Annotated in this window: 25 protein-coding genes; 9 read left to right on the top strand and 16 right to left on the bottom strand. The window is 71.8% G+C overall.

The genetic code is table 11. The features are described from left to right. Nucleotides 1-142 precede the first annotated feature (142 nt). Entirely contained in the window at nucleotides 143-337 is a 195-nt protein-coding gene (locus AB0I71_RS17965) for a hypothetical protein (protein WP_093401709.1), read from the bottom strand. Nucleotides 338-708: 371 nt separating this feature from the next. Here AB0I71_RS17965 and AB0I71_RS17960 point away from each other — a divergent pair, with 371 nt between their 5' ends. Both AB0I71_RS17960 and AB0I71_RS17955 read left to right on the top strand, forming a co-directional pair. Further along, the gene (locus tag AB0I71_RS17960; protein WP_357585893.1) at nucleotides 709-2,043 is read left to right on the top strand and encodes a CAP domain-containing protein; all 1,335 of its coding nucleotides are present in this window, start codon (nucleotides 709-711) and stop codon (nucleotides 2,041-2,043) included. A gap of 108 nt (nucleotides 2,044-2,151) precedes the next feature. Continuing rightward, entirely contained in the window at nucleotides 2,152-2,994 is an 843-nt protein-coding gene (locus AB0I71_RS17955; RefSeq protein ID WP_357585891.1) for an endo alpha-1,4 polygalactosaminidase, read from the top strand. A 97-nt stretch (nucleotides 2,995-3,091) separates the two neighbouring features. Here AB0I71_RS17955 and mutM read toward each other — a convergent pair whose 3' ends face one another. The 8 genes from mutM to rsmD form a co-directional block, all read right to left on the bottom strand. Continuing rightward, nucleotides 3,092-3,943, bottom strand: coding sequence for a bifunctional DNA-formamidopyrimidine glycosylase/DNA-(apurinic or apyrimidinic site) lyase (gene mutM / locus AB0I71_RS17950; protein WP_357585889.1), 852 nt, complete (start codon nucleotides 3,941-3,943; stop codon nucleotides 3,092-3,094). Continuing rightward, entirely contained in the window at nucleotides 3,936-4,751 is an 816-nt protein-coding gene (rnc, locus tag AB0I71_RS17945; protein ID WP_357585887.1) for a ribonuclease III, read from the bottom strand. Before rnc ends, mutM begins: the two co-directional genes overlap by 8 nt. After that, nucleotides 4,748-5,701, bottom strand: coding sequence for a phosphate acyltransferase PlsX (locus tag AB0I71_RS17940; RefSeq protein ID WP_357585935.1), 954 nt, complete (start codon nucleotides 5,699-5,701; stop codon nucleotides 4,748-4,750). The genes rnc and AB0I71_RS17940 overlap by 4 nt, the downstream gene beginning before the upstream one ends. A gap of 129 nt (nucleotides 5,702-5,830) precedes the next feature. After that, the gene (gene rpmF / locus AB0I71_RS17935; protein ID WP_091435485.1) at nucleotides 5,831-6,004 is read right to left on the bottom strand and encodes a 50S ribosomal protein L32; all 174 of its coding nucleotides are present in this window, start codon (nucleotides 6,002-6,004) and stop codon (nucleotides 5,831-5,833) included. Nucleotides 6,005-6,009: 5 nt separating this feature from the next. Then, entirely contained in the window at nucleotides 6,010-6,573 is a 564-nt protein-coding gene (locus tag AB0I71_RS17930; protein ID WP_357585885.1) for a YceD family protein, read from the bottom strand. A gap of 192 nt (nucleotides 6,574-6,765) precedes the next feature. Further along, nucleotides 6,766-7,263 (bottom strand): hypothetical protein, encoded by a 498-nt coding sequence (locus tag AB0I71_RS17925; RefSeq protein ID WP_203998365.1) that lies wholly within the window; start codon nucleotides 7,261-7,263, stop codon nucleotides 6,766-6,768. Nucleotides 7,264-7,492: 229 nt separating this feature from the next. Next, entirely contained in the window at nucleotides 7,493-7,978 is a 486-nt protein-coding gene (gene coaD / locus AB0I71_RS17920; protein ID WP_357585882.1) for a pantetheine-phosphate adenylyltransferase, read from the bottom strand. Continuing rightward, nucleotides 7,975-8,538 (bottom strand): 16S rRNA (guanine(966)-N(2))-methyltransferase RsmD, encoded by a 564-nt coding sequence (gene rsmD / locus AB0I71_RS17915; RefSeq protein WP_357585881.1) that lies wholly within the window; start codon nucleotides 8,536-8,538, stop codon nucleotides 7,975-7,977. Before rsmD ends, coaD begins: the two co-directional genes overlap by 4 nt. A 248-nt stretch (nucleotides 8,539-8,786) precedes the next feature. On the opposite strand from rsmD, the gene AB0I71_RS17910 reads away from it, so the two are divergent. Both AB0I71_RS17910 and AB0I71_RS17905 read left to right on the top strand, forming a co-directional pair. Then, nucleotides 8,787-9,812, top strand: coding sequence for an LPXTG cell wall anchor domain-containing protein (locus AB0I71_RS17910; RefSeq protein WP_357585879.1), 1,026 nt, complete (start codon nucleotides 8,787-8,789; stop codon nucleotides 9,810-9,812). Nucleotides 9,813-10,204: 392 nt separating this feature from the next. Further along, nucleotides 10,205-11,707 (top strand): cell wall anchor protein, encoded by a 1,503-nt coding sequence (locus AB0I71_RS17905; protein ID WP_357585877.1) that lies wholly within the window; start codon nucleotides 10,205-10,207, stop codon nucleotides 11,705-11,707. 182 nt (nucleotides 11,708-11,889) lie between these two features. Here the strand turns inward: AB0I71_RS17905 and recG are convergent, their stop codons facing one another. After that, complete coding sequence (gene recG / locus AB0I71_RS17900; RefSeq protein WP_357585875.1) at nucleotides 11,890-14,094, bottom strand: ATP-dependent DNA helicase RecG; 2,205 nt, start codon at nucleotides 14,092-14,094, stop codon at nucleotides 11,890-11,892. Then, on the bottom strand, nucleotides 14,091-15,692 hold the full coding sequence (locus AB0I71_RS17895) for a DAK2 domain-containing protein (RefSeq protein ID WP_357585873.1): 1,602 nt from the start codon (nucleotides 15,690-15,692) through the stop codon (nucleotides 14,091-14,093). Before AB0I71_RS17895 ends, recG begins: the two co-directional genes overlap by 4 nt. A 229-nt stretch (nucleotides 15,693-15,921) precedes the next feature. Here AB0I71_RS17895 and rpmB point away from each other — a divergent pair, with 229 nt between their 5' ends. After that, a complete protein-coding gene (rpmB, locus tag AB0I71_RS17890) occupies nucleotides 15,922-16,113 on the top strand; it encodes a 50S ribosomal protein L28 (RefSeq protein WP_093401721.1) in 192 nt (63 codons plus the stop codon). Nucleotides 16,114-16,200: 87 nt separating this feature from the next. On the opposite strand, the gene AB0I71_RS17885 is transcribed toward rpmB, so the two are convergent. Both AB0I71_RS17885 and AB0I71_RS17880 read right to left on the bottom strand, forming a co-directional pair. Beyond that, nucleotides 16,201-16,662, bottom strand: coding sequence for a GNAT family N-acetyltransferase (locus tag AB0I71_RS17885; protein WP_357585871.1), 462 nt, complete (start codon nucleotides 16,660-16,662; stop codon nucleotides 16,201-16,203). A 49-nt stretch (nucleotides 16,663-16,711) separates the two neighbouring features. Further along, complete coding sequence (locus AB0I71_RS17880) at nucleotides 16,712-17,650, bottom strand: thiamine-phosphate kinase (RefSeq protein WP_357585869.1); 939 nt, start codon at nucleotides 17,648-17,650, stop codon at nucleotides 16,712-16,714. A 123-nt stretch (nucleotides 17,651-17,773) separates the two neighbouring features. Between AB0I71_RS17880 and AB0I71_RS17875 the strand changes: the two genes are divergently transcribed. Together AB0I71_RS17875 and AB0I71_RS17870 are read left to right on the top strand one after the other, a co-directional pair. Next, nucleotides 17,774-18,007, top strand: a complete 234-nt coding sequence (locus AB0I71_RS17875; RefSeq protein ID WP_013284547.1) for an Lrp/AsnC ligand binding domain-containing protein — start codon at nucleotides 17,774-17,776, stop codon at nucleotides 18,005-18,007. Between the two features lie 84 nt (nucleotides 18,008-18,091). After that, nucleotides 18,092-18,628, top strand: a complete 537-nt coding sequence (locus AB0I71_RS17870; RefSeq protein WP_357585933.1) for a DUF3515 family protein — start codon at nucleotides 18,092-18,094, stop codon at nucleotides 18,626-18,628. Nucleotides 18,629-18,670: 42 nt separating this feature from the next. Here the strand turns inward: AB0I71_RS17870 and AB0I71_RS17865 are convergent, their stop codons facing one another. Both AB0I71_RS17865 and AB0I71_RS17860 read right to left on the bottom strand, forming a co-directional pair. Further along, nucleotides 18,671-19,777, bottom strand: coding sequence for a D-alanine--D-alanine ligase family protein (locus AB0I71_RS17865; protein ID WP_357585867.1), 1,107 nt, complete (start codon nucleotides 19,775-19,777; stop codon nucleotides 18,671-18,673). Between the two features lie 152 nt (nucleotides 19,778-19,929). Further along, entirely contained in the window at nucleotides 19,930-20,166 is a 237-nt protein-coding gene (locus tag AB0I71_RS17860; RefSeq protein WP_099852073.1) for a hypothetical protein, read from the bottom strand. Between the two features lie 275 nt (nucleotides 20,167-20,441). Here AB0I71_RS17860 and AB0I71_RS17855 point away from each other — a divergent pair, with 275 nt between their 5' ends. Further along, nucleotides 20,442-21,287 (top strand): helix-turn-helix transcriptional regulator, encoded by an 846-nt coding sequence (locus AB0I71_RS17855; RefSeq protein WP_357585865.1) that lies wholly within the window; start codon nucleotides 20,442-20,444, stop codon nucleotides 21,285-21,287. Between the two features lie 4 nt (nucleotides 21,288-21,291). After that, nucleotides 21,292-21,492, top strand: coding sequence for a DUF397 domain-containing protein (locus AB0I71_RS17850; protein WP_357585863.1), 201 nt, complete (start codon nucleotides 21,292-21,294; stop codon nucleotides 21,490-21,492). 84 nt (nucleotides 21,493-21,576) lie between these two features. Here the strand turns inward: AB0I71_RS17850 and AB0I71_RS17845 are convergent, their stop codons facing one another. After that, complete coding sequence (locus AB0I71_RS17845; protein ID WP_357585861.1) at nucleotides 21,577-22,623, bottom strand: ROK family protein; 1,047 nt, start codon at nucleotides 22,621-22,623, stop codon at nucleotides 21,577-21,579. Nucleotides 22,624-22,634 lie beyond the last annotated feature (11 nt).

The raw sequence follows: 22,634 nt of genomic DNA, 5'->3' as shown, positions 1-22,634 counted from the left end.
CGAACCCCGCACCGAACGGCCGATGCCGCGCGGGTACGCACAGAGCTGCGCGCCGGCACATCGTGTCGGCGCGCTCAGTGCGGTGGTGCTGTTCAGTTGTGGCGACCAGGTGGAGCAGTCGCTTGTGCGGCGACCAGGTGGGTCAGGTCAGCGCGGGCTCGGCCAGACGGAGCAGATCGTCCGCCTCCGCCGCAGCCGCCGCGAGCCGATCGTTCTCAGCGCGCAGCCGCGTGACCTCGAACTCCAGTGACTGAACCCTGGCACGCAGTCGGGTGACCTCGTCGAGCAGGCGCCGGTCGGGCGCCGCACCTACGTGGCCGTAGAGGGCCTTCGCCATTTTTACTCCTTGATGTGCGCTGCCGGAGAGGCCGGCCAACGCGCGCCCATGTGAACGCGACTACCATTCCCACAATTTCTGGGCATGGCCGGGCGCGACTGGCGACATAACCATATTGAGCCGACAGCCCCTGCTTCGTCAAGTTCTCGCAGGCCGTAGATCATCTCGGCGTCTGCCACACCCGTCACGGGAGGCTGCCACGAGGCGCGGACACGCTCTGTCCGGACGCCCCGACTCTACGCTTCGGAATCACCGAACACCTCACCCGGACGTACAGGCTCCTCTTAACTCTTCCTTAGCCAGATTGCTGCTGCTCAGACACAACACGTAGCGTCACCCCGGCCCTTAACTGACCCGTGGAGGCGACAGGCGTGCACGGCTGGAATGATCCGATCGACCCGGAGCGCACCCCGCGGCGACCGGAACCGCCGACCGACGAGCCGGCCTGGTTGACCGACCGGCCGGCGCCACGGTCTTCCTACCTGTTCGGCGACGAGCCGGAGGAGCAGTCCGCCGGGTGGTACCGCGACCAGCCGACCGAGCAGTGGCAGCCCGGCGCTCCGCACCCTTACCAGGCGTCCGAGGCCTACCAGCCGGCGGAGCAGTCGTATCCGACGGCCGGACAGGGCTGGTACGACGCCTCCGCCTCGTTCCCGCAGGAGACCGGCTCGTTCCCGCGGGAGACCGGACGGCACCACCGCGACGACGACCTCACCGCCGTGCACGGCGCCGACTGGCCGCACCACGCGTCACCGCAGGACGGCCCGTACGCCTACGATGATCGGTCCGACCGGTACGCCGATCAACCCGGCGGCTACGCCGACCAGACCGATGCGTACGCCGAACCGGTCGTCCGTTCCCACCACGGCCCGCCGCAGACCGGGCACCGCGACCTGGCCGCAGTCGACGAGCCGGGGCTCGAGCCCACCGGCCGGGCCCGCCGGACCCGGCGGTTGCCGCGCCCCCTGGTGATGGGTGGTGCCGCCGCGGCGGCCACCCTCGTGGTGAGCATCGGTGTCGCGGCCCTCGCGCTGCCCGGCGACGACACCCCCACCAACACCACGGCCGGCGAGGCACCTGTCGCCAGCGCGCCGGCCGCGCCGGAGGAGGACCAGGAGCTTCCGCTCGACCTGCCGGAGAGCCTGAGCCCGAGCCCCACCCCCAGCGTCTCCCCCAGCACCGCCACCGCGTCGCCGTCAGCGAGCCGGGCCGCCCGACCCAAACCCGCGCCCTCGCGCACCACGGCCCCCTCCCGGCTCAGCACCGACCGCCAGGGCAGCCCGAGCCGCGGCGCCGCGGCCAGCCCGTCGTCCTCCGGCGGCGTCGCCGCCGAAGCGGCCGAGGTGGTCGCGCTTGTCAACGCCGAACGGGCGAAGGCCGGCTGCGGTGCGTTGAGCATCGACGACAAGCTGATGACCGCCGCCCAGCGGCACAGCCAGGACCAGGCCGACCACCAGAACATGTCGCACACCGGCAGCGACGGCAGCGACCCCGGCGACCGGATCGACCGGGTCAACTACTCCTGGCGCACCTACGGCGAGAACGTCGCCTGGAACCAGCGGACGCCGGCGGCCGTCATGGACGCCTGGATGAACAGCACCGGGCACCGGGAGAACATCCTCAACTGCTCCTTCACCGAGATCGGCGTCGGCGTGGCCAGCAGCAACGGACCGTACTGGACGCAGGTCTTCGCCGCGCCACGCTGAGCGCGAGTCCTTGTCGGGTCTGTGCTCGTTTGACCGGGTGGGGTACGCCGAGACCCGGCGTACCGGCTCGGGCGGCCCGATGCCGCCCCGCGACCTGCGGAGCTGGCGATGCGGATCGGCCTGGGCGGGCGGCCGGCGTGGTGGCTGCACCACCGGGCGCTGCCCGCCGGTCTGACGTTCACTCTGCTGATCACGGTGGCCGCCTGTCGGCCGGAGCTGACGCCGCCCGGGGCACCGACCAGCTGGCCGGCCACCTCGGCGCGGCACTGGCAGTGGCAGTGGCAGCTGGACGGGGTGCTCGATCCGGAGGTCGAGGCGGACGTCTTCGTCCTCGACCCGGTCGACACCACCGCCGCACAGACCGCGGAGCTGCGTTCCCGCAGCCGCCGGCTGGTCTGCCAGGTGCACATCGGATCGGTGCATCCGGCCGACCCCGACGCCAGCCGCTATCCGGCACAGGTACGCGGTGCCACGGTGGCCCGGACCGGGCGCGTCTGGTTGGACGTACGCCGGTGGGAGGCCCTGCGGCCGGTGCTCGCCGACCGGTTCCGGCTCTGCCGGGGGAAGGGCTTCGGCGCTGTGGTGTTCGCCGACGCCGACGGCTACGACAGGCGTTCCGGCTTCGCCCTGGAGTTCGACCACCAGTTGACGTTCAACCGTCGGGTCGCCACGCTGGCCCGCTCGCTCGACCTCTCCCCCGGCCTGCTGGGCGACCTGCCGCAGGTCGCCGCGCTGGCACCGGACTTCGACTTCGCCGTGAACGAGGAGTGTGTACGGCTGCGCCAGTGCGACAAGTTGCTGCCCTTCGCCGACGCCGGCAAACCGGTGTTCCACGTCGAGTACACCGGCACCACCACCGACTTCTGCGTGACAAGCGTCGGCTACGGCTTCGCCTCCATCCGCAAGAACCGCACCCTCGACGCCTGGCGCCTCCCCTGCCCCTCCCCCTGACCCCACCCCTTCCGCCGCGAGCTTGCACTTCTGGTCGCCGAGACGCCCCCTTTGCGGCCTTCGCGGGGACCAAAAGTGCAAGATCGCCGAGGAAAGGTCAGGGGCGGGGACGGGGGCGGGGTTGGCAGCGGGGGCAGCTGTAGGACGAGCGGTTCATGAAGGGCTCGCGGCGGATCGGGGCGCCGCAGCGGCGGCAGGGCTGCCCCTCGCGTCCGTACGCGTTCAACGACCTGTCGAAGTAGCCGCTCTCGCCGTTGACGTTGACGTAGAGGGCGTCGAAGCTCGTGCCACCCGCGGTGATCGCCTCACCGAGGACGTCCCGCACGTGCGCGAGCAGCCGCTGCGCGGCCGGGCCGGTCAGCGCGTCGGTGGACCGGGTGCCGTGCAGCCCCGCCCGCCACAGCGCCTCGTCGGCGTAGATGTTGCCCACGCCGGAGATCAGGCTCTGGTCGAGCAGCGCCCGCTTGACCTCGGTACGCCGCCGACGCAGCGCGGCCACGAACTCCGCGTCGGAGAACTCCGGGTCCAGCGGATCACGGGCGATGTGGGCGATCTCGGCCGGCAGCGTGCCGCCGCCCTCGCTCACCGACAGCCCGCCGAACGTGCGCTGGTCGACGAAGCGCAGCTCAGGCCCGCCGTCGTCGAAACGGAACCGGACCCGTAGGTGGATCTCGTCGGGCGCGTCCGCCGGTTGCAGCAGCAGTTGCCCGGACATCCCGAGATGCCCGATGACCGCGTCACCGCTGTCCAGTGGCAGCCAGAGGTATTTTCCGCGCCGCCGGACGTCGAGCACCTTCCGGCCGGCCAGTACGTCGGCGAAGTGCGCCCCGCCGGGCACGTGCCGACGGACCGCCCGGGGGTGGCGCACCTCAACCGAGGAGATTCGGCGGCCGGTGATCCAGCGGGACAGCCCCTGCCGGACGGTCTCCACCTCCGGCAGCTCAGGCATGGTGCGCCTGGGCTTCGACCTCGCCCACCAGGTTCCGCTCGTCACCGGTCGCCGCCGCGGTCACCTGCTCGTCCGCCGCGCCGTCGGCGGTCATCTCAGCCTGCTCGGTGAGGGTCCGCCAGGCCGACTCCGCGGCCCGCTGCTCGGCCTCCTTCTTGCTCCGCCCGTCGGCACCGCCGTACCGGTTGCCGGCGACCACCACCCACGCGGTGAACGTCTTCAGGTGGTCCGGCCCGGCGCCCTCGATCCGGTACTCCGGCACGCCGAGACCGAGCGCGGCGGTGAGTTCCTGAAGGCTGGTCTTCCAGTCCAGCGCGGCGCCCCGGCCGGCGGACTCGGCCATCAGCGGGTCGAACAGCCGGTGGATGACGATGGCGGCGGTGTCCAGCCCGTACTGCAGGTAGATCGCGCCGAGCAGCGCTTCCAGGGTGTCGGCGAGGATGCTGGCCTTGTCCCGACCACCCGTGGTCTCCTCGCCCTTGCCGAGCAGCAGGTAGGGGCCGAGCCCGTCGGGGCCCAGACCGCGTGCCACGTCGGCGAGCGCACGCATGTTGACCACACTGGCCCGCAGCTTCGCCAGCTGACCTTCCGGCAGGTCGGGATGGTTCTGGAAGAGCGCCGTCGTGATCACCACACCCAGCACCGAGTCGCCGAGGAACTCCAGCCGCTCGTTGGTGGGCAGGCCGCCGTTCTCGTACGCGTACGAACGGTGGGTGAGCGCGCGTTCCAGCAGCTCCGGGTCCAGTGAGACGCCGAAGGCGGCCTCCAGGTGGCCGATTGCGGGCCGCCGGCGCTTGTCGTTGCTCATGATGTGCGTACCTCGGTGTCGGTCGTGCGATCGGTGCGGTCCCCGGCAAGCAGCGCGGCGACCCGCTCGGTGGCGTCGCGCCGCCAGAGACGGGCGGCCAGGGCGATGCCGGAGGCGATGTCATCGGCGCGGGCGGCGCCGTGGCAGACGACGACGGTGCCGGCCACTCCGAGCAGCGCGGCCGCCCGGGGCGCGCCACCACCGGGCGGGTTCCCGCCGGCCATGGCGTACGCGCCTTCGACGGCTTTGAGCAGCACGTTACCGGTGAACCCGTCGGTGACCACCACATCGGCGCGCGTGCCGAGGCAGACGTCGTACCCCTCGACGAGCCCGACGTAGCGGGCGTCGCCGGGCAGCGCCGCCGCGCTGAGCATGGGGTCGGCGAGCCGGCGGGCCCGGTCGCCCTTACCGGGCTCGGTGCCCACGGAGAGCAGCCCCACCCGGGGCACGGCGACGCCGTGGGCGACAGCGGCGTAGGCGGCACCGAGGGCGGCGTGCCGGGCGAGCGTCGCCGGACTCGGCTCCAGTGAGCCACCGACGTCGAGCAGGACGACGGTGCCGGAGACGGCGGGCAGCGCGGCGGCGAGGGCCGGGCGCCGCACATCGGGCCAGCGTCCGAGACCGAGGGCGGCGGCGGTGACTGTCGCGCCGGTGGAGCCGGCGGAGACCAGCGCGTCAGCGTACCCGGCACGGACGGCCGTCACGGCCGCCCGGACTGTGGTCTCGGCGCGCGCCGCGCTGGGGTCGTCGGCCATGTCGACGACGGAGTGCGTCGGCCGGACCGTGATCCGGTCCCGTTGTACCGGGTCCAAGGCGTCGATCAACGCGCCGGCGGCCCTGGTCGGCCCGACGAGAAGCAGGTGCAGGTCCGGGTCGTCGCGCACCGCCCGCAGAGCGCCGTCCACCACGACGGCGGGAGCGTCGTCCCCGCCGAGGAGGTCAACGGCGATCCGTGCGACGCCCGACTCCGCCTCGACGCCGACCGGCCTGGGCCGGCCGGCGTCGGCCGGAGTTGCGGGCGACCGCCGGGGTGTGTGCGTCACCCGACCTGTGGTCGGAGACGTCACGCGCCGTCCGGGTCAGACCTCAAGGACCTGGCGGCCGTTGTAGGTGCCGCAGACCGAGCAGGCGGCGTGCGGCAGCTTCGCGGACTTGCACTGCGGGCAGGCGACGGTCGCGACCGCCGCGGCCTTCCAGTTCGCCCGGCGGGACCGGGTGTTGCTGCGCGACATCTTGCGCTTGGGGACGGCCACGGTTCTTACTCCTCTGTACGGGTCAGTTGCGACAGGCCCGCCCAACGCGGGTCGATCTGCTGGTGGCTGTGATCGGCCGGCAGATCGTCCCGGTGCACCCCGCATTCGGGGCACAGACCTGGGCAGTCCTGGCGGCAGAGCGGGTTGTTCGGCAGCGCGAGCACCACCGCGTCCCGCAACGCCGGTTCCAGGTCGATCAGGTCTCCCTGCATTCGACCTACCTCGTCCTCCTCGGTGGTGATGTCCGTGGTGCTGTTCTCGTACGCGTACAGCTCCTGGATCGTCACCGTCACCGAGTCGTTGATCTCGCGCAGACAGCGACCGCACTCGCCCCGGATCGGACCGCTGACGGTCCCCGAGACGAGCACGCCCTCGGACACCGACTCCATCCGCAGATCGAGGTCGAGGCCCGCGCCCTCCGGCACGCCGATCAACTCCACACCGAGGTCAGACGGTGCCGGGACCACCCGTTCGACGGTACGCAGAGCACCAGGTCGGCGCGGCAGCTCCCTCGTGTCGAGGACCAGCGGCGACCTGGGGTCGAGTGAAGTGGGTGAGTTCTTGGGCATAGTCAGACTCCGGCCGGTGAGAGGCCGACAAACGAGGTTACCTGGACGGACGCCCCAGCGTCGAACCGGGGGTGACCAGCCGTCCCGACGCCGGAAGCATCGGACGATCCCGACGGTGGGAGCATCGGACGATCCCGACGGTGGCGGACAGTCCGGCCGGCAGCGGACGTTCCGTACGACGGCTTCAGCGGGTCAGAAGGGCAGCGGCCGCTCCGCCTCGTCACCGGCGAAGGTGCCGATCTCCCGCAACGCGTGCATCTTGTCCCGGCCGCGCTCTATCGAGGCCAGCGCCCGGGTGAGGAACTGCTCGAAGTTGGCAAGCGCGGTGTCGACGTAGTCGTCGACCTCCTCGCGCAGCCGCTGCGCCTCGGCCCGCGCCTCGGCGATGATCCGCGCGCCCTCGTGCTCGGCGGAGACGGTGATCTCGTTCACCGAGACCAGGCGGGCGTGTTCCGCCTCACCCTCGCTGATGATGCGGTCGGCCTCCCGCTTGCCGGCCTCCATGATCTTGTCCCGCTCCTCCAGCAGGGCGGCGGCGCGGCGCAGGTCGGCGGGGAGCTCGGCGCGCAGTTCGTCGAGAGCCGCGATCATCTCACCCCGGTCGACCATGCAGTTGTTGCGCGACATCGGCACGGAGCGCGCCTGCTCCACGATGGTGATCAGTTCGTCGATGCGGTCGAGCGGGTCCACCGGTACCTCACTCCTGTCATTCGTCGGCCGACCTACATCATGCGGGCTTCGGCCGGTTTCCCGCTTCACCCAATGATGTCGTCCACCGCCAACCCCGCACCGACCCCTCCCCGGGCGTGTCGCCCCACCCCAACGCGCGATCTTGCACTTTCTGTCCCCGCGAACCAGGTCGAAAGCGACAGAAGGGCGACCAGAACTGCAAGATCGCGAGTTGGAAGCAGCGTGGGAGTCAGGGGCGCGGGAGGGTGAGGCGGGCCTTGAGGGCTTCGCTGACCACGTCGGGTACGTGGGGGGTGACGTCGCCGCCCCACTTGGCCACGTCCTTGACCAGGCTGGACGAGAGGAAGGAGTAGAGCGGGTTGGTCGGCATGAACAACGTCTCGACCCCGGCGAGGCCGATGTTCATCTGGGCCATCTGCAACTCGTAGTCGAAGTCGCTGACCGCCCGCAGGCCCTTGATGAGTACGGTCGCCCGCTGCGCCCGGCAGAAGTCCACAAGCAGGCCCCGGAAGGACTCCACCCGCACGTTGCCGTAGGAAGCGGTCACCTCGCGGAGCATGTCGATGCGCTCCTCGACGGTGAACAGGCCACTCTTCGACTGGTTGACCAGTACGCCGACGATCACCTCGTCGAACAGCCGGCTGGCCCGGCCGACGATGTCGAGGTGACCGTTGGTGACCGGGTCGAACGAGCCGGGACACACCGCACGTCTCATGATCGGCGACCGTACCAAAGGGTGGTCTCGCCGTACCGGCGACTGCGCTGGCCAGTGACGCCTTCCACCCACTCAACCGGTCCGCTACGGCTGGCCCGCTCCACCACCACCAACGCCTCCGGCGCCAGCCATCCCCCGCCCACCAGAGCGGCGAGCATCGTGTGGATGCCGTCGTCCGGCAGCGCGTACGGCGGATCGGCGAAGACGACGTCGTACGGATCGCCCTCGGCACCGGCGGCCAGGACGGTGGCGACCTTGCCGGTGACCAGCCGGGCCGAGGTGCCCACCCGAAGCGCGGACAGGTTCTCCCGGATCACCCGGGCGGCACGCGGGTCGGACTCGACAAGCAGCGCGTGCGCGGCTCCCCGCGACAGCGCCTCCAGCCCGACGGCGCCCGAGCCCGCGTAGAGGTCGGCGAAGCGGGCGCCGTCGAGGTCGACCTCGGCCTCGACGGCACTGAACAACGCCTCGCGTACCCGATCGGAGGTGGGCCGGGTGCCGGCACCGGATGGCGCGGCGATCCGCCGGCCACCGAGGCTGCCGGCGACGATGCGGGTCATCGTTCGCTCCTGCTCATGTCCTCGACGCTACGCGACGTCAACCCTGCGGTCGGCACCCCACACGTGATCACTCCGCACTCACCCGAGAACCTTCCGTATATGGAAGATCACGAGTTCACAACATCATTCTTAGGTTTCCCTGAAGGCTATGGCGCGTTGGGCCTGATCGCTAAGGTCTGCCGGGTGTCGGGGCGGGTGGGCCTGTCCGTCGCCGACGAAGCTTCCGGTTCCCCCACTCAGGAGTAGACGTGAACCGTCTGAACTTCCGGCGCGTCGCGGCAGCCGCCGCCGGTGCGCTGATCGGCCTCGCCGGCGTCGCCGTCGTCGCCGCCCCGGCCAGCGCTCACCACCCCATCATCCAAGGCGTCGGCTGCAAGCTCGCCAACGGTGACGTGAAGGTCGAGTGGACCGTCTCGAACAGCGAGTCCCGTTGGGTCGCCGAGGTGGACGCCGTCTACACGCCGTCCCGCACCCCGGTCACCAACATCGTCGTCGGCGCCGTGCTGCCGAAGGCGGGTGAGGGCTCGCTGGTCGGCGAGCAGATCGTGCCGCGCGGCAAGGCCGCCCACCTGACCGTCAAGGCGGTCTGGAAGAAGGACCGGCACACCGTCACCAACACCCAGACCGGCAAGGCCCGGTACATCGGCAAGTGCGCGGAGCCCGAGCCGACCCCGACCCCCACCCCGACGGACGAGCCGACCGAGCCGACCGAGCCGACCCCGACGCCGACGCCGACGGACGAGCCGACCGAGCCGACGCCGACGCCGACGCCGACCGATGAGCCCACCGAGCCGACGCCGACCCCGACGCCGACCGATGAGCCCACCGAGCCGACGCCGACCCCGACCCCGACCGACGAGCCGGTGGTGCCGGAGCCCGGTGAGCCGACCTTCGAGCTCACCGAGACCTGCGACGAGCTGACCTTCCTGATCAACAACCCGGCCGACGGCATCCCGTTCTCGATCACCCTGACCTCCGAGAAGGGCACGACCCAGACGCTTGAGGCGGTTCCGGGCGAGACCACCTCGGTCACCTTCGACGCGTACCCCGGCCTGGTCGTCACGCCGATCTTCACGGTCGAGGACGAGACCGTCGAGGGCGAGCCGGTGGCCTGGGAGCAGCCCGAGGACTGCGGTAACGGTGGCGGTGGCGGCGGTCTGCCGGTCACCGGTGCCGCCACCGGCGGCATCATCGCCGGTGCCGGTGTGCTGCTGGCCGCTGGCGCGGCCCTGTTCGTGGTGACCCGCCGCCGCCGGCTGCGCTTCACCGCCTGATCCCTGCTGACCCGAACCTGAACCGAGGGCGCGCCGACCACCAGGTCGACGCGCCCTCGGGCGTTCACCCGTCCGCCGTACCACTGGTCCCCACCGCTTGGGCCGGCTCCCGTCAGCGCACCAGCCCGGTCACGTCCAAAGCGGACACCGGCGCTGAAAGCCGCCAGACAATCACACCCCGTATATCAATGATCTCGCATTCATAACATCATGATTAAGCCAGCCTGAGGGCTGTTTCCATTCTCACGATCTCGCTAGGGTCTGCCCGGTGCCGGCGTCATCGCCGCCGGTCATCGGCACGGGAGGCACCCTCTCAGGCGCGGCATGTGCCGCCAGCGCCGTCCGTCCCGCCCGCGCCGACCCTGACGCTCTTCTTCACCCCGGGAGTACGCGTGATCCGACCCAAGCTGTCGCTGCGGCGACCGCTGGCTGTCCTGGCAGCCGCCCTCATCGGCATGACCGGAGCAGCGGTGGCGGCAACCCCGGCCGCCGCCCACCACACCACCATCACCGCCACCGCCGTCTGTGACCAGCTCAGTGGTGAGCGGGTGATCACGTGGAAGGTGGTCAACAGCGAGCGCAACAAGGCCGCCACCGTCAAGAAGGTGACCGCCGAGCCGTCGACCCAGGTCCAGGTGCTCGTGCCGGGTGCCGAGGCCGTCGACCTCCAGGGCGTCGCGATCGCCCGGGGCGGGTTCGTCGAGGCCGTCCAGCGGGTGCCGGGCGACACCGCGAGTGCCAAGCTCATCGTCGAGGCCCGCTGGGACAACAACCGGGAGAGGACCAACGAGGGCACCATCAACCTCGCCGCCGACGCCGCGTGCAACCCGGCACCGAAGTGCGTCGACGCCAGCGAGGCGAAGTACAGCCACACCTTCGACGGCCCGAAGGGCACGGCGACGGTCAAGCTGGAGGGTGACCTGCCGCTGTGTGGCGACGAGAAGCAGTACTTCACCCTGGTGTCGTACTTCGCGCCGCGCCCGCAGTTCGCCACCCCGCAGTACGTCTACGGTGAGCCGGACAGCGACTTCCTCGGCGCCGGCCAGACCGAGATCGAGCTGAACGTCGGTGTCCCGGACTGCCACACCCAGGTCGACCTGATCTGGGGCGGCGTCGACGAGGTCATCGACCCGCTTGTCGAGAACGGCCCGCGTTACGGCTCCAAGAAGCTGGGCGACAAGGGTGCTCCCGGCAACCGCTCGTCGGGTCCGCAGGGCTGGTACAACGGCGGTGACAAGAACTGCACCACCCCGGCGTCCACCTTCGCCTCCTCCTGCGACGGCACCGTCACCGTCTCGCTGAGCAACGACGGTTCGATCTCGAAGTACCCGGTCGAGTTCGAGGTCCGGGGCGAGAACGGCTGGTCCAAGACCGTCACGGTCGAGCCGGGCAAGGCCGACAACGAGACCGTGGTGCCCGCCGAGAACGCCGGCAAGATCGAGGTGTTGGTCGACGGCAAGGTCATCGAGAACGGCACGTACTCCTGGGAGCGTCCCGAGGACTGCCCGCTGCCGACGGTGACCACCGACGCGGACTGCGAGACCTTCGGGCTGACCGCGTCCAACCCCGAGGGTGGCATGCCGGTCAAGGTGGAGTTCACCTACGGCGACAAGACCGAGACGCGTACCGTCGCGCCTGGTTCGTCGGAGAAGGTCACCTTCCCGGCTGGTGACGAGGAGACCGCGCTCGTCGTTCTACCGGAGCTGGGTCTGGAGCTTGAGGTCGTCTACGCGCCCGAGGGCTGCGGCGGCGGTGGCGGCGGCGAGGAGCCCCCGGGCCTGCCGGTGACCGGTGCCGCGGCCGGCGGCATCGCCGCTGGCGCGATCGCCCTGCTGGCGCTGGGCGCGGTGCTGTTCGTGATGGCGCGGCGGCGGCGGATCCACTTCACCGCCTGAGCCGAGCTGAGCGTGTCCGCCCCGGTCACCCCGTTCCACGGGTGACCGGGGCGGTTCGCTTGTCCGCTCCGGGACGGCGGTGGGCCACAGGGCCGGTGCGGCGCGAGCCGCCGCCGGCACGACCGCCGCAACCACCTCCGGCGGGCCGGTCCGGCGACCGGGTGGACCTGCGGTCGGTGCCGTCAGCCCTTTTCGAGGTACTCGGCGCGATCGGCGTCGACGAGCGCGGCGACCGAGGCGGCCAGCGCCGGATGCCGGGTCAGTTCCGGATCCTCCTCGACCAGGGCGGTCGCCTCCGCCCGCGCGTCCCGGATCAGGTCCGCGTCGCGCAGCAACGACAGCAGGCGTAGGTGCGAACGACGGCCGGACTGGGTGGCACCCAGCACGTCCCCCTCCCGCCGCTGCTCCAGGTCCAGCTCGGCGAGCTTGAAGCCGTCCGTGGTGGAGGCCACCGCGTCCAGCCGCTCCCGCGCCCCGGTGCCCTCGGCCGCCTCGGTCACCAGCAGGCAGAGCCCGGGTGCGCTGCCCCGACCCACCCGGCCCCGCAACTGGTGCAGCTGCGAGACGCCGAAGCGTTCGGCGTCCAGCACCACCATCATCGTCGCGTTTGGTACGTCCACGCCCACCTCGACCACCGTGGTGGCCACCAGCACGTCCAGCTCTCCGGCGGCGAAGGACCGCATCACCGCGTCCTTCTCGTCGGCCGGCAACCGGCCGTGCAGGACACCGATCCGCAGACCGTGCAGCGGCCCGTCGGCCAGCAGCGGAGCCACCTCGGTCACCGCCAGCGGCGGCCGACGGCCGTTGTCGTCGACCGCTGGCGGCTCCTCGTCGGTCCCGGACGTGTCGTCCCCGATCCGCGGGCAGACCACGTACGCCTGGTGGCCGGCGTTGACCTCCTCGCGCAACCGGCGCCAGGCGCGATCCAGGAAAGCCGGTTTCTCGGCGGCCGGCACCACGTGCGAGGCGATCGGTGAACGACCGCGCGGCAGCTGGGACAGGGTGGAGATCTCCAGGTCGCCGTAGACGGTCATGGCCACCGTGCGCGGGATCGGGGTGGCGGTCATCACCAGCACGTGCGGCGGCTGCTCCGCCTTGGCCCGCAACGCGTCCCGCTGCTCGACCCCGAACCGGTGCTGCTCGTCGACCACGACCAGGCCCAGGTCGGCGAAGTCGACCCCCTCGTAGAGCAGGGCGTGGGTGCCGAGCACGATGCCGGCCGCACCGCTGGCGACCTCGGCCAACGCCCGGCGCCGAGCCGCCGCGCCAAGCGAGCCGGTGACCAGCTCCACCCGGGTCGCGTGCTCGGCGGCGCCCAGCTCACCGGCCTGGGCGAGCGGGCCGAGCAGATCGAGCATGCCCCGGTGATGCTGAGCCGCGAGCACCTCGGTCGGGGCCAGCAGCGCGGCCTGTCCACCCGCGTCGACCACCTGGAGCATCGCCCGCAGCGCCACCACGGTCTTGCCCGAGCCGACCTCGCCCTGCAACAGGCGGTGCATCGGATGACCGGTGGCGAGATCGGCGGCGATCTCCACGCCGACGTCGCGCTGGCCGGCGGTCAGCTCGTACGGCAGCCGGGCGTCGAACGCGTCGAGCAGACCACCCGGGCGTCCGGGGCGGGGACGCGCGGGCGACGCGGCGGCGTCGCGCTTGCGGCGGACCAGGGTCACCTGCACGGCGAACGCCTCGTCCCACTTCAGCCGCCGACGGGCCCGGTACAGCTCCTCCCGGCTGGACGGACGGTGGATCTCCCGTAGGGCGCTGCCCAGGCCGACCAGGTTCCGGCTGGCCCGCACCGTCGCCGGCAACGGGTCCTCCGGCGGCGCGACAGTGTCCAGCACCACCCGTACGCAGCGGGCGATCACCCAGGTGGGCACCGCCGCGGCGGCCGGGTAGACCGGGATGAGCGCCCCGGCGAACTCCTCGATCTGCTCGCTGGCCGCGGCCTCGGTGTCGGTCTGCTCCCCCAGCAGGACGTACTCCGGCCCGTTGAGCTGCCGCCGGCCCCGGAACTCGGTGACCTTCCCGGCGAACAGCCCCCACCGGCCGGGCCGTAGCTCCCGCTCCCGCCACGCCTGGTTACCGAAGAAGGTGAGGGTGAGGCTGCCCCCGGAGCCGTCACCGACCGTCACCTCCAGCAGGTTGCCCCGCCGCTGCCGCATCGGGCGTACGGCGGTGCGCTGCACCTGGGCCAGCACGGTGACCTGTTCGCCGACGTCCAACGCGCGGATGTCGGTGTGCTCGCCGCGCTCGTCGTAGCGGCGCGGGAAGTGGTAGATGAGGTCACCAGCGGTGTGCAGGTCGAGGTGGCCGGCCAACGCCTTGGCGGTCTTCTCACCGACCAGCTTCTTCAGCGGGGTGTCCAGGTCGGACGCCTCGGCGGTCATTCGACACCGACCAGCAGGGGATGGTGCGGTTGCCCGCCCGGGTACGCCTGCACCTCGACGAAGGGCCAGCGTGCCGTGATGTGCGCCCGCACCGCGTCGACCAACCCGTCGGGCGCGTCGGCACCGACGAGCAGGGTGACCAGTTCGCCGCCACCGCCCAGCATCCGGTCGACAAGTGCGACGCAGGTGTCCACCAGGTCGGCGCCGATCAGGTTCACCTCCCCCTCGACCAGGGCGAGCACGTCACCGGCGCGGCACGGACCGGCGACCGTGAGCGCCTCGCGGCCGGCCCGGCACACCTCGGCGTACCGGCAGGCACCGGCCGCCTCGGCCATCGCGATCACGTCGTCGGCGAAGCGGCGCCGCGGATCGCGTACGGCCAGCGCCGCCAGCGCCTGCACCGGTGAACGGGTCGGTACCACGGCGACCTCCACCCCCAGCCGGTGCGCCTCCTCGGCGACCTGGTTCGCCACCGCCTGCGCGTCCGGGTCGTTCGGCAGCACCACCACGCGAGCCGCCCCGGTGGCCCGTACCGCGTCCAGCAGCTCACCGACCGAGGGATTGCCGGGCACCACCACCGCCCCCTCGGCGGCGAGCAGCTCGGCGATCCCGGCGCCGGCGGCCACCACCACGGCGGCCCGCCCGTCGGACAACCGGGACGATACGGGCTCCGGCTGGTCGGCGAAGCGGGTCACCGCGATCTGGTGCGGGCGGCCGGCCACCACGCCCGCCTCGATCGCCGCGCCGACGTCGTTGACGTGCACGTGGACCTGCCAGGTGCCCGCGTCGCCGACGACCACCAGGGAGTCGCCGATAGTGGCCAGCACCTCCCGCATCCGCTCCACCGCTGCGGGCTCGGCGTCGAGCAGGAACTGCACCTCGTAGGCGTACTCCGCCGAGCCGGTCTCCCGAGCGACGGTGACCGGCGGCCGCACCGGTGGCAGGCTGGGCGCCGGCCGTTCCGGGCTCTCCCCCGTGACCACCTCGACCAGCGCGTCCAGCAGCAGGCACAGCCCCTGCCCACCGGCGTCGACCACCCCCGCCCGGGCCAGCGCCGGCAACTGCTCGGGTGTGCGGGCCAGCGCGTCGGCAGCGGCGTTCGCCGCCGCCCGGGCCACCACGCGCAGCTCGTCGCTGCCGGCCTGTCCTGCCGCCTCGGCCGCGGCCGAAACCACGGAGAGCAGGGTGCCCTCCACCGGACGGGCGACAGCCGTGTAGGCCGCATCGGTCGCCTCGCGCAGGGCCGCGGCCAACTCCCGGCCCCGCACCTGCGGGGCGGCGGCCAGCGCATCGGCGAGGCCCCGCAGGATCTGCGACAGGATCACCCCGGAGTTGCCCCGCGCGCCGAGCAGGGCGCCCCGGGCCATCAGACGCAGCGCGTGCCCGTGCGCGGTCGAGATGCCGTCGGCGTGGGTGTCGAGGTCCATCGCCAGCGCCTGCTGCGCGGAGGTGAGGGTGAGCACCAGGTTGGTGCCGGTGTCGCCGTCGGGCACCGGGTAGACGTTCAGCTCGTCGATCTCACCCTGGTGCCGCTTGAGCGAGGCCAGGCCGCTGGCGCACCAGCGGCGCACGGCGGCGGCGTCGAGGGTGTCCAGCACGGTGGCAGCCTACTGGCGTACGCTGACACTCGCCCGGCACCGGGCGGTCCCGCTTCGTCCGGGTTTCCGCGCGCGTACCCCTCGGCCCGCCCGTGATGGGCCCCGCCGACAGCCGTGGCGGCGCCCGAGCCCGGTTGGGCAGGCGGTTCCCCCATCGGGTACCCTGGCCAGGTTGCCCGGGCTGCGCCTGGCGGCGACTTCATGAACGTTTCAATCCCAGGAGTATCCCGTGGCTAGCGTGTGTGACGTCTGTGGCAAGGGGCCGGGCTTCGGCCACAACGTGTCCCACTCGCACCGGCGGACCAACCGCCGCTGGAACCCGAACATCCAGTCGGTGCGCACCCCGGCCGGTGGCGGCACGACCAAGAAGCTGAAGGTCTGCACGTCCTGCATCAAGGCGGGCAAGGTCGCCCGCGCCTGACGCGGCAGCACCGGGACACAACGACAGCCGATACCGGCGGGCCCTGCGGGTCCGCCGGTATCGTCGTGTCCGCAGTTGGCCGGCTGCTCAGAGGGTACGGCCGAAGGACAGGCAGCCGGGCTCGTCGGCGTAGAAGCCGAAGTTGGGGATCCGCTCGTAGCCGGCCGTCTTGTACAACGCGATCGCCTCGGGCTGCCGGTCGCCACATTCCAGGATGATCCGCCGACGGCCGTGCTCCCGGGCCGAGCGTTCGATGGCCGCCAGCACCGTGCGGGCCACGCCCCGCCCCCGGGCCTCCGGCGCGGTGTACATCCGCTTCAACTCGGCGATCTCGTCGCCGTGGCTGCGCCAGCCGCCGCACCCCACCGGCCGCCCGTCGATCCGGGCGACCAGGAACGCCCCGGCCGGCGGTACGAACTCGCTCGCGTCGACAGGGGTCTCGTCGCCGCTGCCGCCGTACCGGGCACCGAGGTCGGCCAGGGTCGCGGTGATCAACCGCTGGGCCACCGGAGAGTCGAACGGCACCGTGTGGATCTCGATTTCGTGCACCCGTGCAGGGTACGACCCGCTCGTCGGTGCCCCGCCGGGTGGCCACTGTTCAGCGAAAATGGTCCCATCCGGGCGGGCCGTCGAACGGTCGGCCGTCCACCGTCACACCGGAACCCTCGGCGACCCGGCCGATCGCCCGCCAGCCCGGCGGCAGGGCCGTAGCCGGGGGGAAGGTCGCGGCCAGCGCGTGGTCGTCGCCACCGGCCAACAGCCAGGAGTACGGGTCGACGCCGAGCGCCTGCGCGGCGTCCCGCATCTGTGGCGGCACCTCGAAGGCGTCCCGGCTGACGTCGACGGCCACCCCGCTGGCCTTCGCCACGTGCCCGAGGTCGGCGAGCAGCCCGTCCGAGACGTCGATCATGGCGGTGGCACCGAGCCGGGCGGCCTGCGGTCCGGCCGGGTAGGGCACCTCCGGTCGCCGGTACGCCTCGACCAGCAGTCTGGGTGTCCGGAAGCCACGGGAGAGCACGGTGAACCCGGCCGCGGCGTAGCCGGTCCGGCCGGCCAGGGCGAGCAGGTCACCGGGTCGGGCACCGGCCCGGGTCACCGGTGATCGACCACCCAGGTCGCCGAGTGCGGTGACCGCGATGGTCAGCGTGGGGCTGGCCGACATGTCCCCGCCGACCACGCTGGCCCCGACAGCGGCAGCCTCGGCACCGAGCCCGTCGGCGAGTTCCTCCATCCAGCCGGTGTCGACGTCGGTCGGTACACAGAGCGCCACCAGCAGGGCCGTCGGCTCGGCCCCCATGGCCGCCACGTCGGCCAGGTTCGCCGCCGCCGCCCGCCGGCCGATGTCATGTGCTGCGGACCAGTCCCGGCGGAAGTGCCGCCCCTCGACCAGCACGTCGGTGGTGGCGACCACCCGGGCGTCCGGCGCGGCGACCACCGCGGCGTCGTCACCGGGGCCCAGCAGCACGGTCGAGCCGTACGACAGCCGGGCGGTCACCCGGTCGATCAGCCCGAACTCACCGACACCCGCGACACTCACGCCGGCACCCCGCTTCGCTCGCTCACTGCTTCTCCTTGGCCACCGATAGGGATCAGCCCTGGTCCGTAAGGTACTTTCTCCCTTCGGGCCGCCTGGCGGGCGGCGACGGAGGGAGGTCGACTCGTGGTACAGGCGTACATCCTCATCCAGACAGAGGTCGGCCGGGCACGTGACGTGGCCGGTCTCATCGCGGATCTCGCCGGCGTGGTCCGCGTCGACGCGGTCACCGGGCCGTACGACGTGGTCGTGCTCACCGAGGCGAACACCGTCGACGAGCTCGGCAAACTGATCGTCAGCAAGGTGCAGATGGTGCCCGGCATCACCCGCACCCTCACGTGTTCGGTGGTGCGCCTGTAAGTGGACGAGAAGGCTGAATCCCCCGTCGCCCGGGCCGACCGCCCGGACGCGAAGGCACCCGACCGTACCAACCGCAGTGCGGCGCTGATCGCCACGGCCGTGGCGGTACCGGTGGCCCTGCTGGTGGGTGCGTTCGCGCTGAGCAACCTCTCGCCGGACGAGCCGGCCGCCGCGCCGCAGCCGTCGGCGACCACGCCCGGTCCGGTCTCCACCGCGCCGGTCGAGATGGCCGCCCCCCAGCTTGGCGAGCGCCCGACCGTCGTCTGCCGCGCCCTGTTGTCCCAGCTGCCCGACTCATACCGGGACCTGCCGCAACGACCGGTGAGCGCCGGGCCGGAGCAGAACGCCGCGTACGGCGACCCTGCTCTGACGGTGGCCTGCGGTGGCGACGAGCCGGAGATCAAGCCCGACGACCACCTCTACCTGGTCAACTCGGTCTGCTGGTACGCCGTGGAAGGGCCTGACGCGACGGAGCTGACCACTGTCGACCGGGAGACCGCGGTGACCCTGCGGGTGCCGCACTTCTACGGCGAGGCGTTGCAGTGGGCCTCCCCGGTCTCCGCCACCATCGTCGAGTCGATCCGGTCGTCCGGCGCGGCACCGTCCGGCTGCACCTCCTGACGCACCCGGTCGAGGCCGGTCGCGCCCGCAGCCGAGCGGGGCTCAGAACTGCCCGGGCCCCCGGGTCAGGGCGGTGCGGATGAGCCGGTCGACAAGCTTCGGGTACTCCAGGCCGGCCGCCGCCCACATCCGGGGGAACATCGATGTCGGCGTGAAGCCGGGCATCGTGTTGATCTCGTTGAGGTACACGTCGAGTTCGGGCGTGACGAAGAAGTCGACGCGGGCCAGGCCGGCGCAGTCCAGCGCGGTGAAGGCGCGCACGGCGTAGTCGCGTACCTGCCGGGTGACCCGCTCCGGCAGGTCGGCCGGGATGTCGTACTCGCAGGCCGACTCGGCGTCGATGTACTTGGCCTCGAAGTCGTAGAAGTCGTAGTCGCCGACCACCCGGACCTCCGCGAGCACGGAGGCCTCCGGCGCGCCGCCGGCCTCGCCCTCCAGCACGCCGCACTCGATCTCCCGACCGACGATGGCACCCTCGACGAGCACCTTGCTGTCGATCTCCCGGGCGGTGGCGAGGGCCGCGTCGAGGTCCGCCCAGTCGTTGACCTTGGTGATGCCGAAGGAGGAGCCGGCCCGGGAGGGCTTGACGAAGACCGGTAGGCCCAGCCGCTGCTTGTCCGCCTCGCTCAGCGTCGTTCCGCTGCGCAGCACCGCGTACGGACCGACCGGGATGCCCTCGGCGGCGCAGAGCTTCTTGGTGAACTCCTTGTCCATCGCGGCGGCCGAGGCGAACACCTTCGCCCCGACGTACGGGATGCCGGCCATCTCCAGCATGCCCTGGATGGTGCCGTCCTCACCGTAGGTACCGTGCAGCACCGGGAAGACCACGTCCACGTCGGCGAGTGCCCGGGGCCCCTCGGTCGGGTCGAGCACGAGCAACCCGCCGCCGGTGGGGTCGGCCCGCAGCACGATGTCCGTGCCGGACTCAGCGGTGATCTCCGGCAGCCGGCGGGCGGTGATCGCCAACTGGCCCGGGTCGCCGCTGGTGAGCACCCACTGGCCGGCCCGGGTGATACCCACCGGCACCACCTCGAACTCGTCCGGGTCCAGCGCGCCGAGGACACTACCGGCGCTGACGCACGAGATGCCGTGTTCCGGGCTGCGGCCGCCGAAGACGATCGCCACGCGGGTCTTGCCTGGGGTGGTCACTGTGGTCACCTTTCCGGGACGCACTGCTGGCGCTCTCCCGGATGACCTTACTGTGCGTGGCGGGTACGGGTAGCCGATACCCTGCGGCAACGCGTGGCCGCCGCAAACGGTCAACAAGTAGTATACGGAGCGTAATCGGACAGCGCCGAGAGTCAGCCCGCCAGTTCCCGTTCGCCGTACGCGTGCCGGCGACCGATGGCGAGCACCTTGACCCGTTGCCGGCCGGCCCGCACCATGCCCAGCGCCATGAAGGCGCCGGCGATCCGCTCGGCCGCCTCGCGACTGCTCGCGCCGACCACCTGGCGGCGGCGCTCCGGGGCCAGCCGCTCATTGCGACCGTCCACCTCGTACGGGCGGACGTCGGTGAGCACCACCAGGAATCGTGTCATCGCCGGCCGCCCCGGCACTCGCCGAAAATCCGCTGACCAGTTCGCACGTCGATTCCCTTCCGGTGGCCGACCAACTGGCGTGGCACGCGGCGGTCGGGTACGGGGGAAAACCCGACCGCCGCGCGCCCCATCCCCTCCGGTCGCTCACCACCACCGTCGCCACGACAACCGGCGGTGAGGACGCGCTAACAGATTGACAGCTTCATGGGCATGAATGCAACTCTCACCGGCGTTCTCTCATGTACAGGTTCCCAAATACGTGCGACCATCTATACATGGCTCCGAAGACCGCACGCGCCCGTCGGTTGGGCATCGCGCTGCGCCACCACCGGGAGGCCGCCGGCCTCACCCTGGAGACCGCAGCCGACGAGATCAACAGCACTCGCAGCACGCTCTCCCGGTACGAGAACGCGCAGACCCTGGTCAGCCCGGCCACCGTGCGCGCCCTGCTCACCCTCTACGGGGTCGGTGCGGACGAGGTCGCGGCCGCCGTCCAGCTCGCCAAGGACGCGCGTAAGCCGGGCTGGTGGGTGTCCTACTCGTACCTGCTCGACCGGCGCACCATCGACTTCATCGCGCTGGAGGCCGAGGCCATCGCCATCGCGAACTTCGAGCCGTCGGTGGTGCCGGGGCTTTTGCAGACCGCCGACTACATCCGCGGCGTGATGCGGGGCGGGCCGCACACCCTCAGCGACAACGACGTCGAGGAGCGGGTACGCATGCGCTTGGACCGGCAGCAGCGGGTCTTCGAGGAGGACCCTCCGATCTTCGATGCCATCCTCGACGAGGCCGCGCTGCTCCGCCCGGTGGGCGACCACTCCGCGCAGCAGGGTCAGCTGAGCCACCTGCTCAAGATGAGCGAGCTGCCGAACATCACGGTCCAGGTGATCCCGTTGGCCGCCGGCTACCACCGGGGCACCCGGGGGTCACTGCACATCCTCGAGTTCGCCGACCCGGAGGACCCGATCATCGCCTCCGTGGAGACGGTCGCCGGGCAGATGATCCTCGACCGTCCGGGTGACCTGCGCACCTGCACCAAGATCATGGAGCACCTGCGCACCGTCGCACTCAGCCCGACGGCCAGCCGCGAGGCAATCTTCACACTCCTGAAGGGACGGTAATGCGATGACACCGACGACAAACGCGGTGGTGGCCGTGACCGGGTGGCGCAAGAGCAGCCACAGCGGTGACGAGGGAGCCTGCGTCGAGGTGGCGGTCGTCCCCGGCACGGTCGCCGTACGCGACTCCAAGGACCCGTACGGCCCGTTGCTGATCTTCCCGCCGTCGGCGTGGACCGTCTTCGCCCAGGCTCCGCCGACCCGCTGAGCCACGGAGGAATCGCACCCCAGAGCCGCTGACCGGGCCGGTAAGGGCACCGCCGGCCCGGTCAGCCCCTCCGCTGCCCTCGGCTCAGTCGCCGACCAGCGGCGGCGGCGAGGGCAGCGCGCGGACCGCCTCCAGCGCGGCCAGCGCCACGCCCCGCGCGCCGGCCATGTCCCGGTCCGGCACCAGCGCGAAGGTGGCCAGGGCGGCCTGCTCCACGCGGAGCAGCGTGTGTTCCCGCACCGCGGCCAGGAACCAGTCGCGGAACTCCGCGTCCGTCTCCACCACCCCACCGCCCACGAAGTAGGCGTGCGGATCGGTGAAGTTCGCCGCGATGGTGAACAGGGCGCCGAGCGCCCTCGCCTGCTGGGCGAAGATCTCGCGGGCGAGTTCGTCGCCCCGCTCGCCGTAGCCGCGCACCAGCTTCGCCGCCCGCTCCGGCGCCTCACCGACCAGCGGATGCTCCGGAAATCGGGTCAGCCAGTACGGCAACAGGTTGTGCTCGATCGCGGTGAGCGACACGACGCTCTCGACGTCTCCGGCGAAACCACAGGCACAGACCGGCACCGGCTGCCCCGGGGCCAGCACGGTGGTCAACGGGATCTGCACATGCCCCAGCTCGCCGGCCATGCCCGCCGCACCCGAGATCACCCGGCCGTTCTCGACCAGGCCACCACCCAGTCCGGTGCCGACGATCGCCGACACCGACGAGCGCCGCATCGCCTCGGCTCCGAAGTGGACGTGGTGGGCGTAGAGCGCTGCCGCGTTCCCGTCGTTGTGGTAGACCACCGGCAGCCCCAACCGACGTTCGAGGGCACCCCGCACGTCGTAGCCGCGCCACGCCGGCTGCGAGAAGTTCGTGGAGCCCTTCGACGAGATGACACCGCTCGCGCTGGCCGGACCGGGGGTGTCCAGGCCGACCGCAGCGACCCGGTCGCGCGGCACCCCGGTGAGGGCCAGCACGCCGTCGAAGGCGTCCGCCATCGCCGCCACCGCCGCCTCCGGGCCGTCCTGCACCCGGCTCGGCGTCTCCACCAAGCTGTCGACCAGGAACCGCCCGTCGAGCGTGAGCACGGTGGCGTTGTTGGTCGTGCCACCGTTGTCGATCCCGACGACCACCGTTGCGCTGTCCACCCGAGTTCCGC

This window comes from Micromonospora sp. NPDC049891, assembly GCF_040660295.1.
In the GTDB taxonomy this organism is placed as follows: domain Bacteria; phylum Actinomycetota; class Actinomycetes; order Mycobacteriales; family Micromonosporaceae; genus Micromonospora.
Note: the sequence above shows the minus strand (reverse complement) of the source record. Positions and strands in the feature narration are given on the sequence as shown.

Bases quoted from the DNA above. Each gene is read 5' to 3' on its own strand.
- AB0I71_RS17965 (WP_093401709.1), bottom strand. From the start codon at position 337: ATGGCGAAGGCCCTCTACGGCCACGTAGGTGCGGCGCCCGACCGGCGC.
- AB0I71_RS17955 (WP_357585891.1), top strand. From the start codon at position 2,152: ATGCGGATCGGCCTGGGCGGGCGGCCGGCGTGGTGGCTGCACCACCGG.
- mutM (WP_357585889.1), bottom strand. From the start codon at position 3,943: ATGCCTGAGCTGCCGGAGGTGGAGACCGTCCGGCAGGGGCTGTCCCGC.
- rnc (WP_357585887.1), bottom strand. From the start codon at position 4,751: ATGAGCAACGACAAGCGCCGGCGGCCCGCAATCGGCCACCTGGAGGCC.
- AB0I71_RS17930 (WP_357585885.1), bottom strand. From the start codon at position 6,573: ATGCCCAAGAACTCACCCACTTCACTCGACCCCAGGTCGCCGCTGGTC.
- coaD (WP_357585882.1), bottom strand. From the start codon at position 7,978: ATGAGACGTGCGGTGTGTCCCGGCTCGTTCGACCCGGTCACCAACGGT.
- rsmD (WP_357585881.1), bottom strand. From the start codon at position 8,538: ATGACCCGCATCGTCGCCGGCAGCCTCGGTGGCCGGCGGATCGCCGCG.
- recG (WP_357585875.1), bottom strand. From the start codon at position 14,094: ATGACCGCCGAGGCGTCCGACCTGGACACCCCGCTGAAGAAGCTGGTC.
- AB0I71_RS17860 (WP_099852073.1), bottom strand. From the start codon at position 20,166: ATGACACGATTCCTGGTGGTGCTCACCGACGTCCGCCCGTACGAGGTG.
- AB0I71_RS17855 (WP_357585865.1), top strand. From the start codon at position 20,442: ATGGCTCCGAAGACCGCACGCGCCCGTCGGTTGGGCATCGCGCTGCGC.
- AB0I71_RS17850 (WP_357585863.1), top strand. From the start codon at position 21,292: ATGACACCGACGACAAACGCGGTGGTGGCCGTGACCGGGTGGCGCAAG.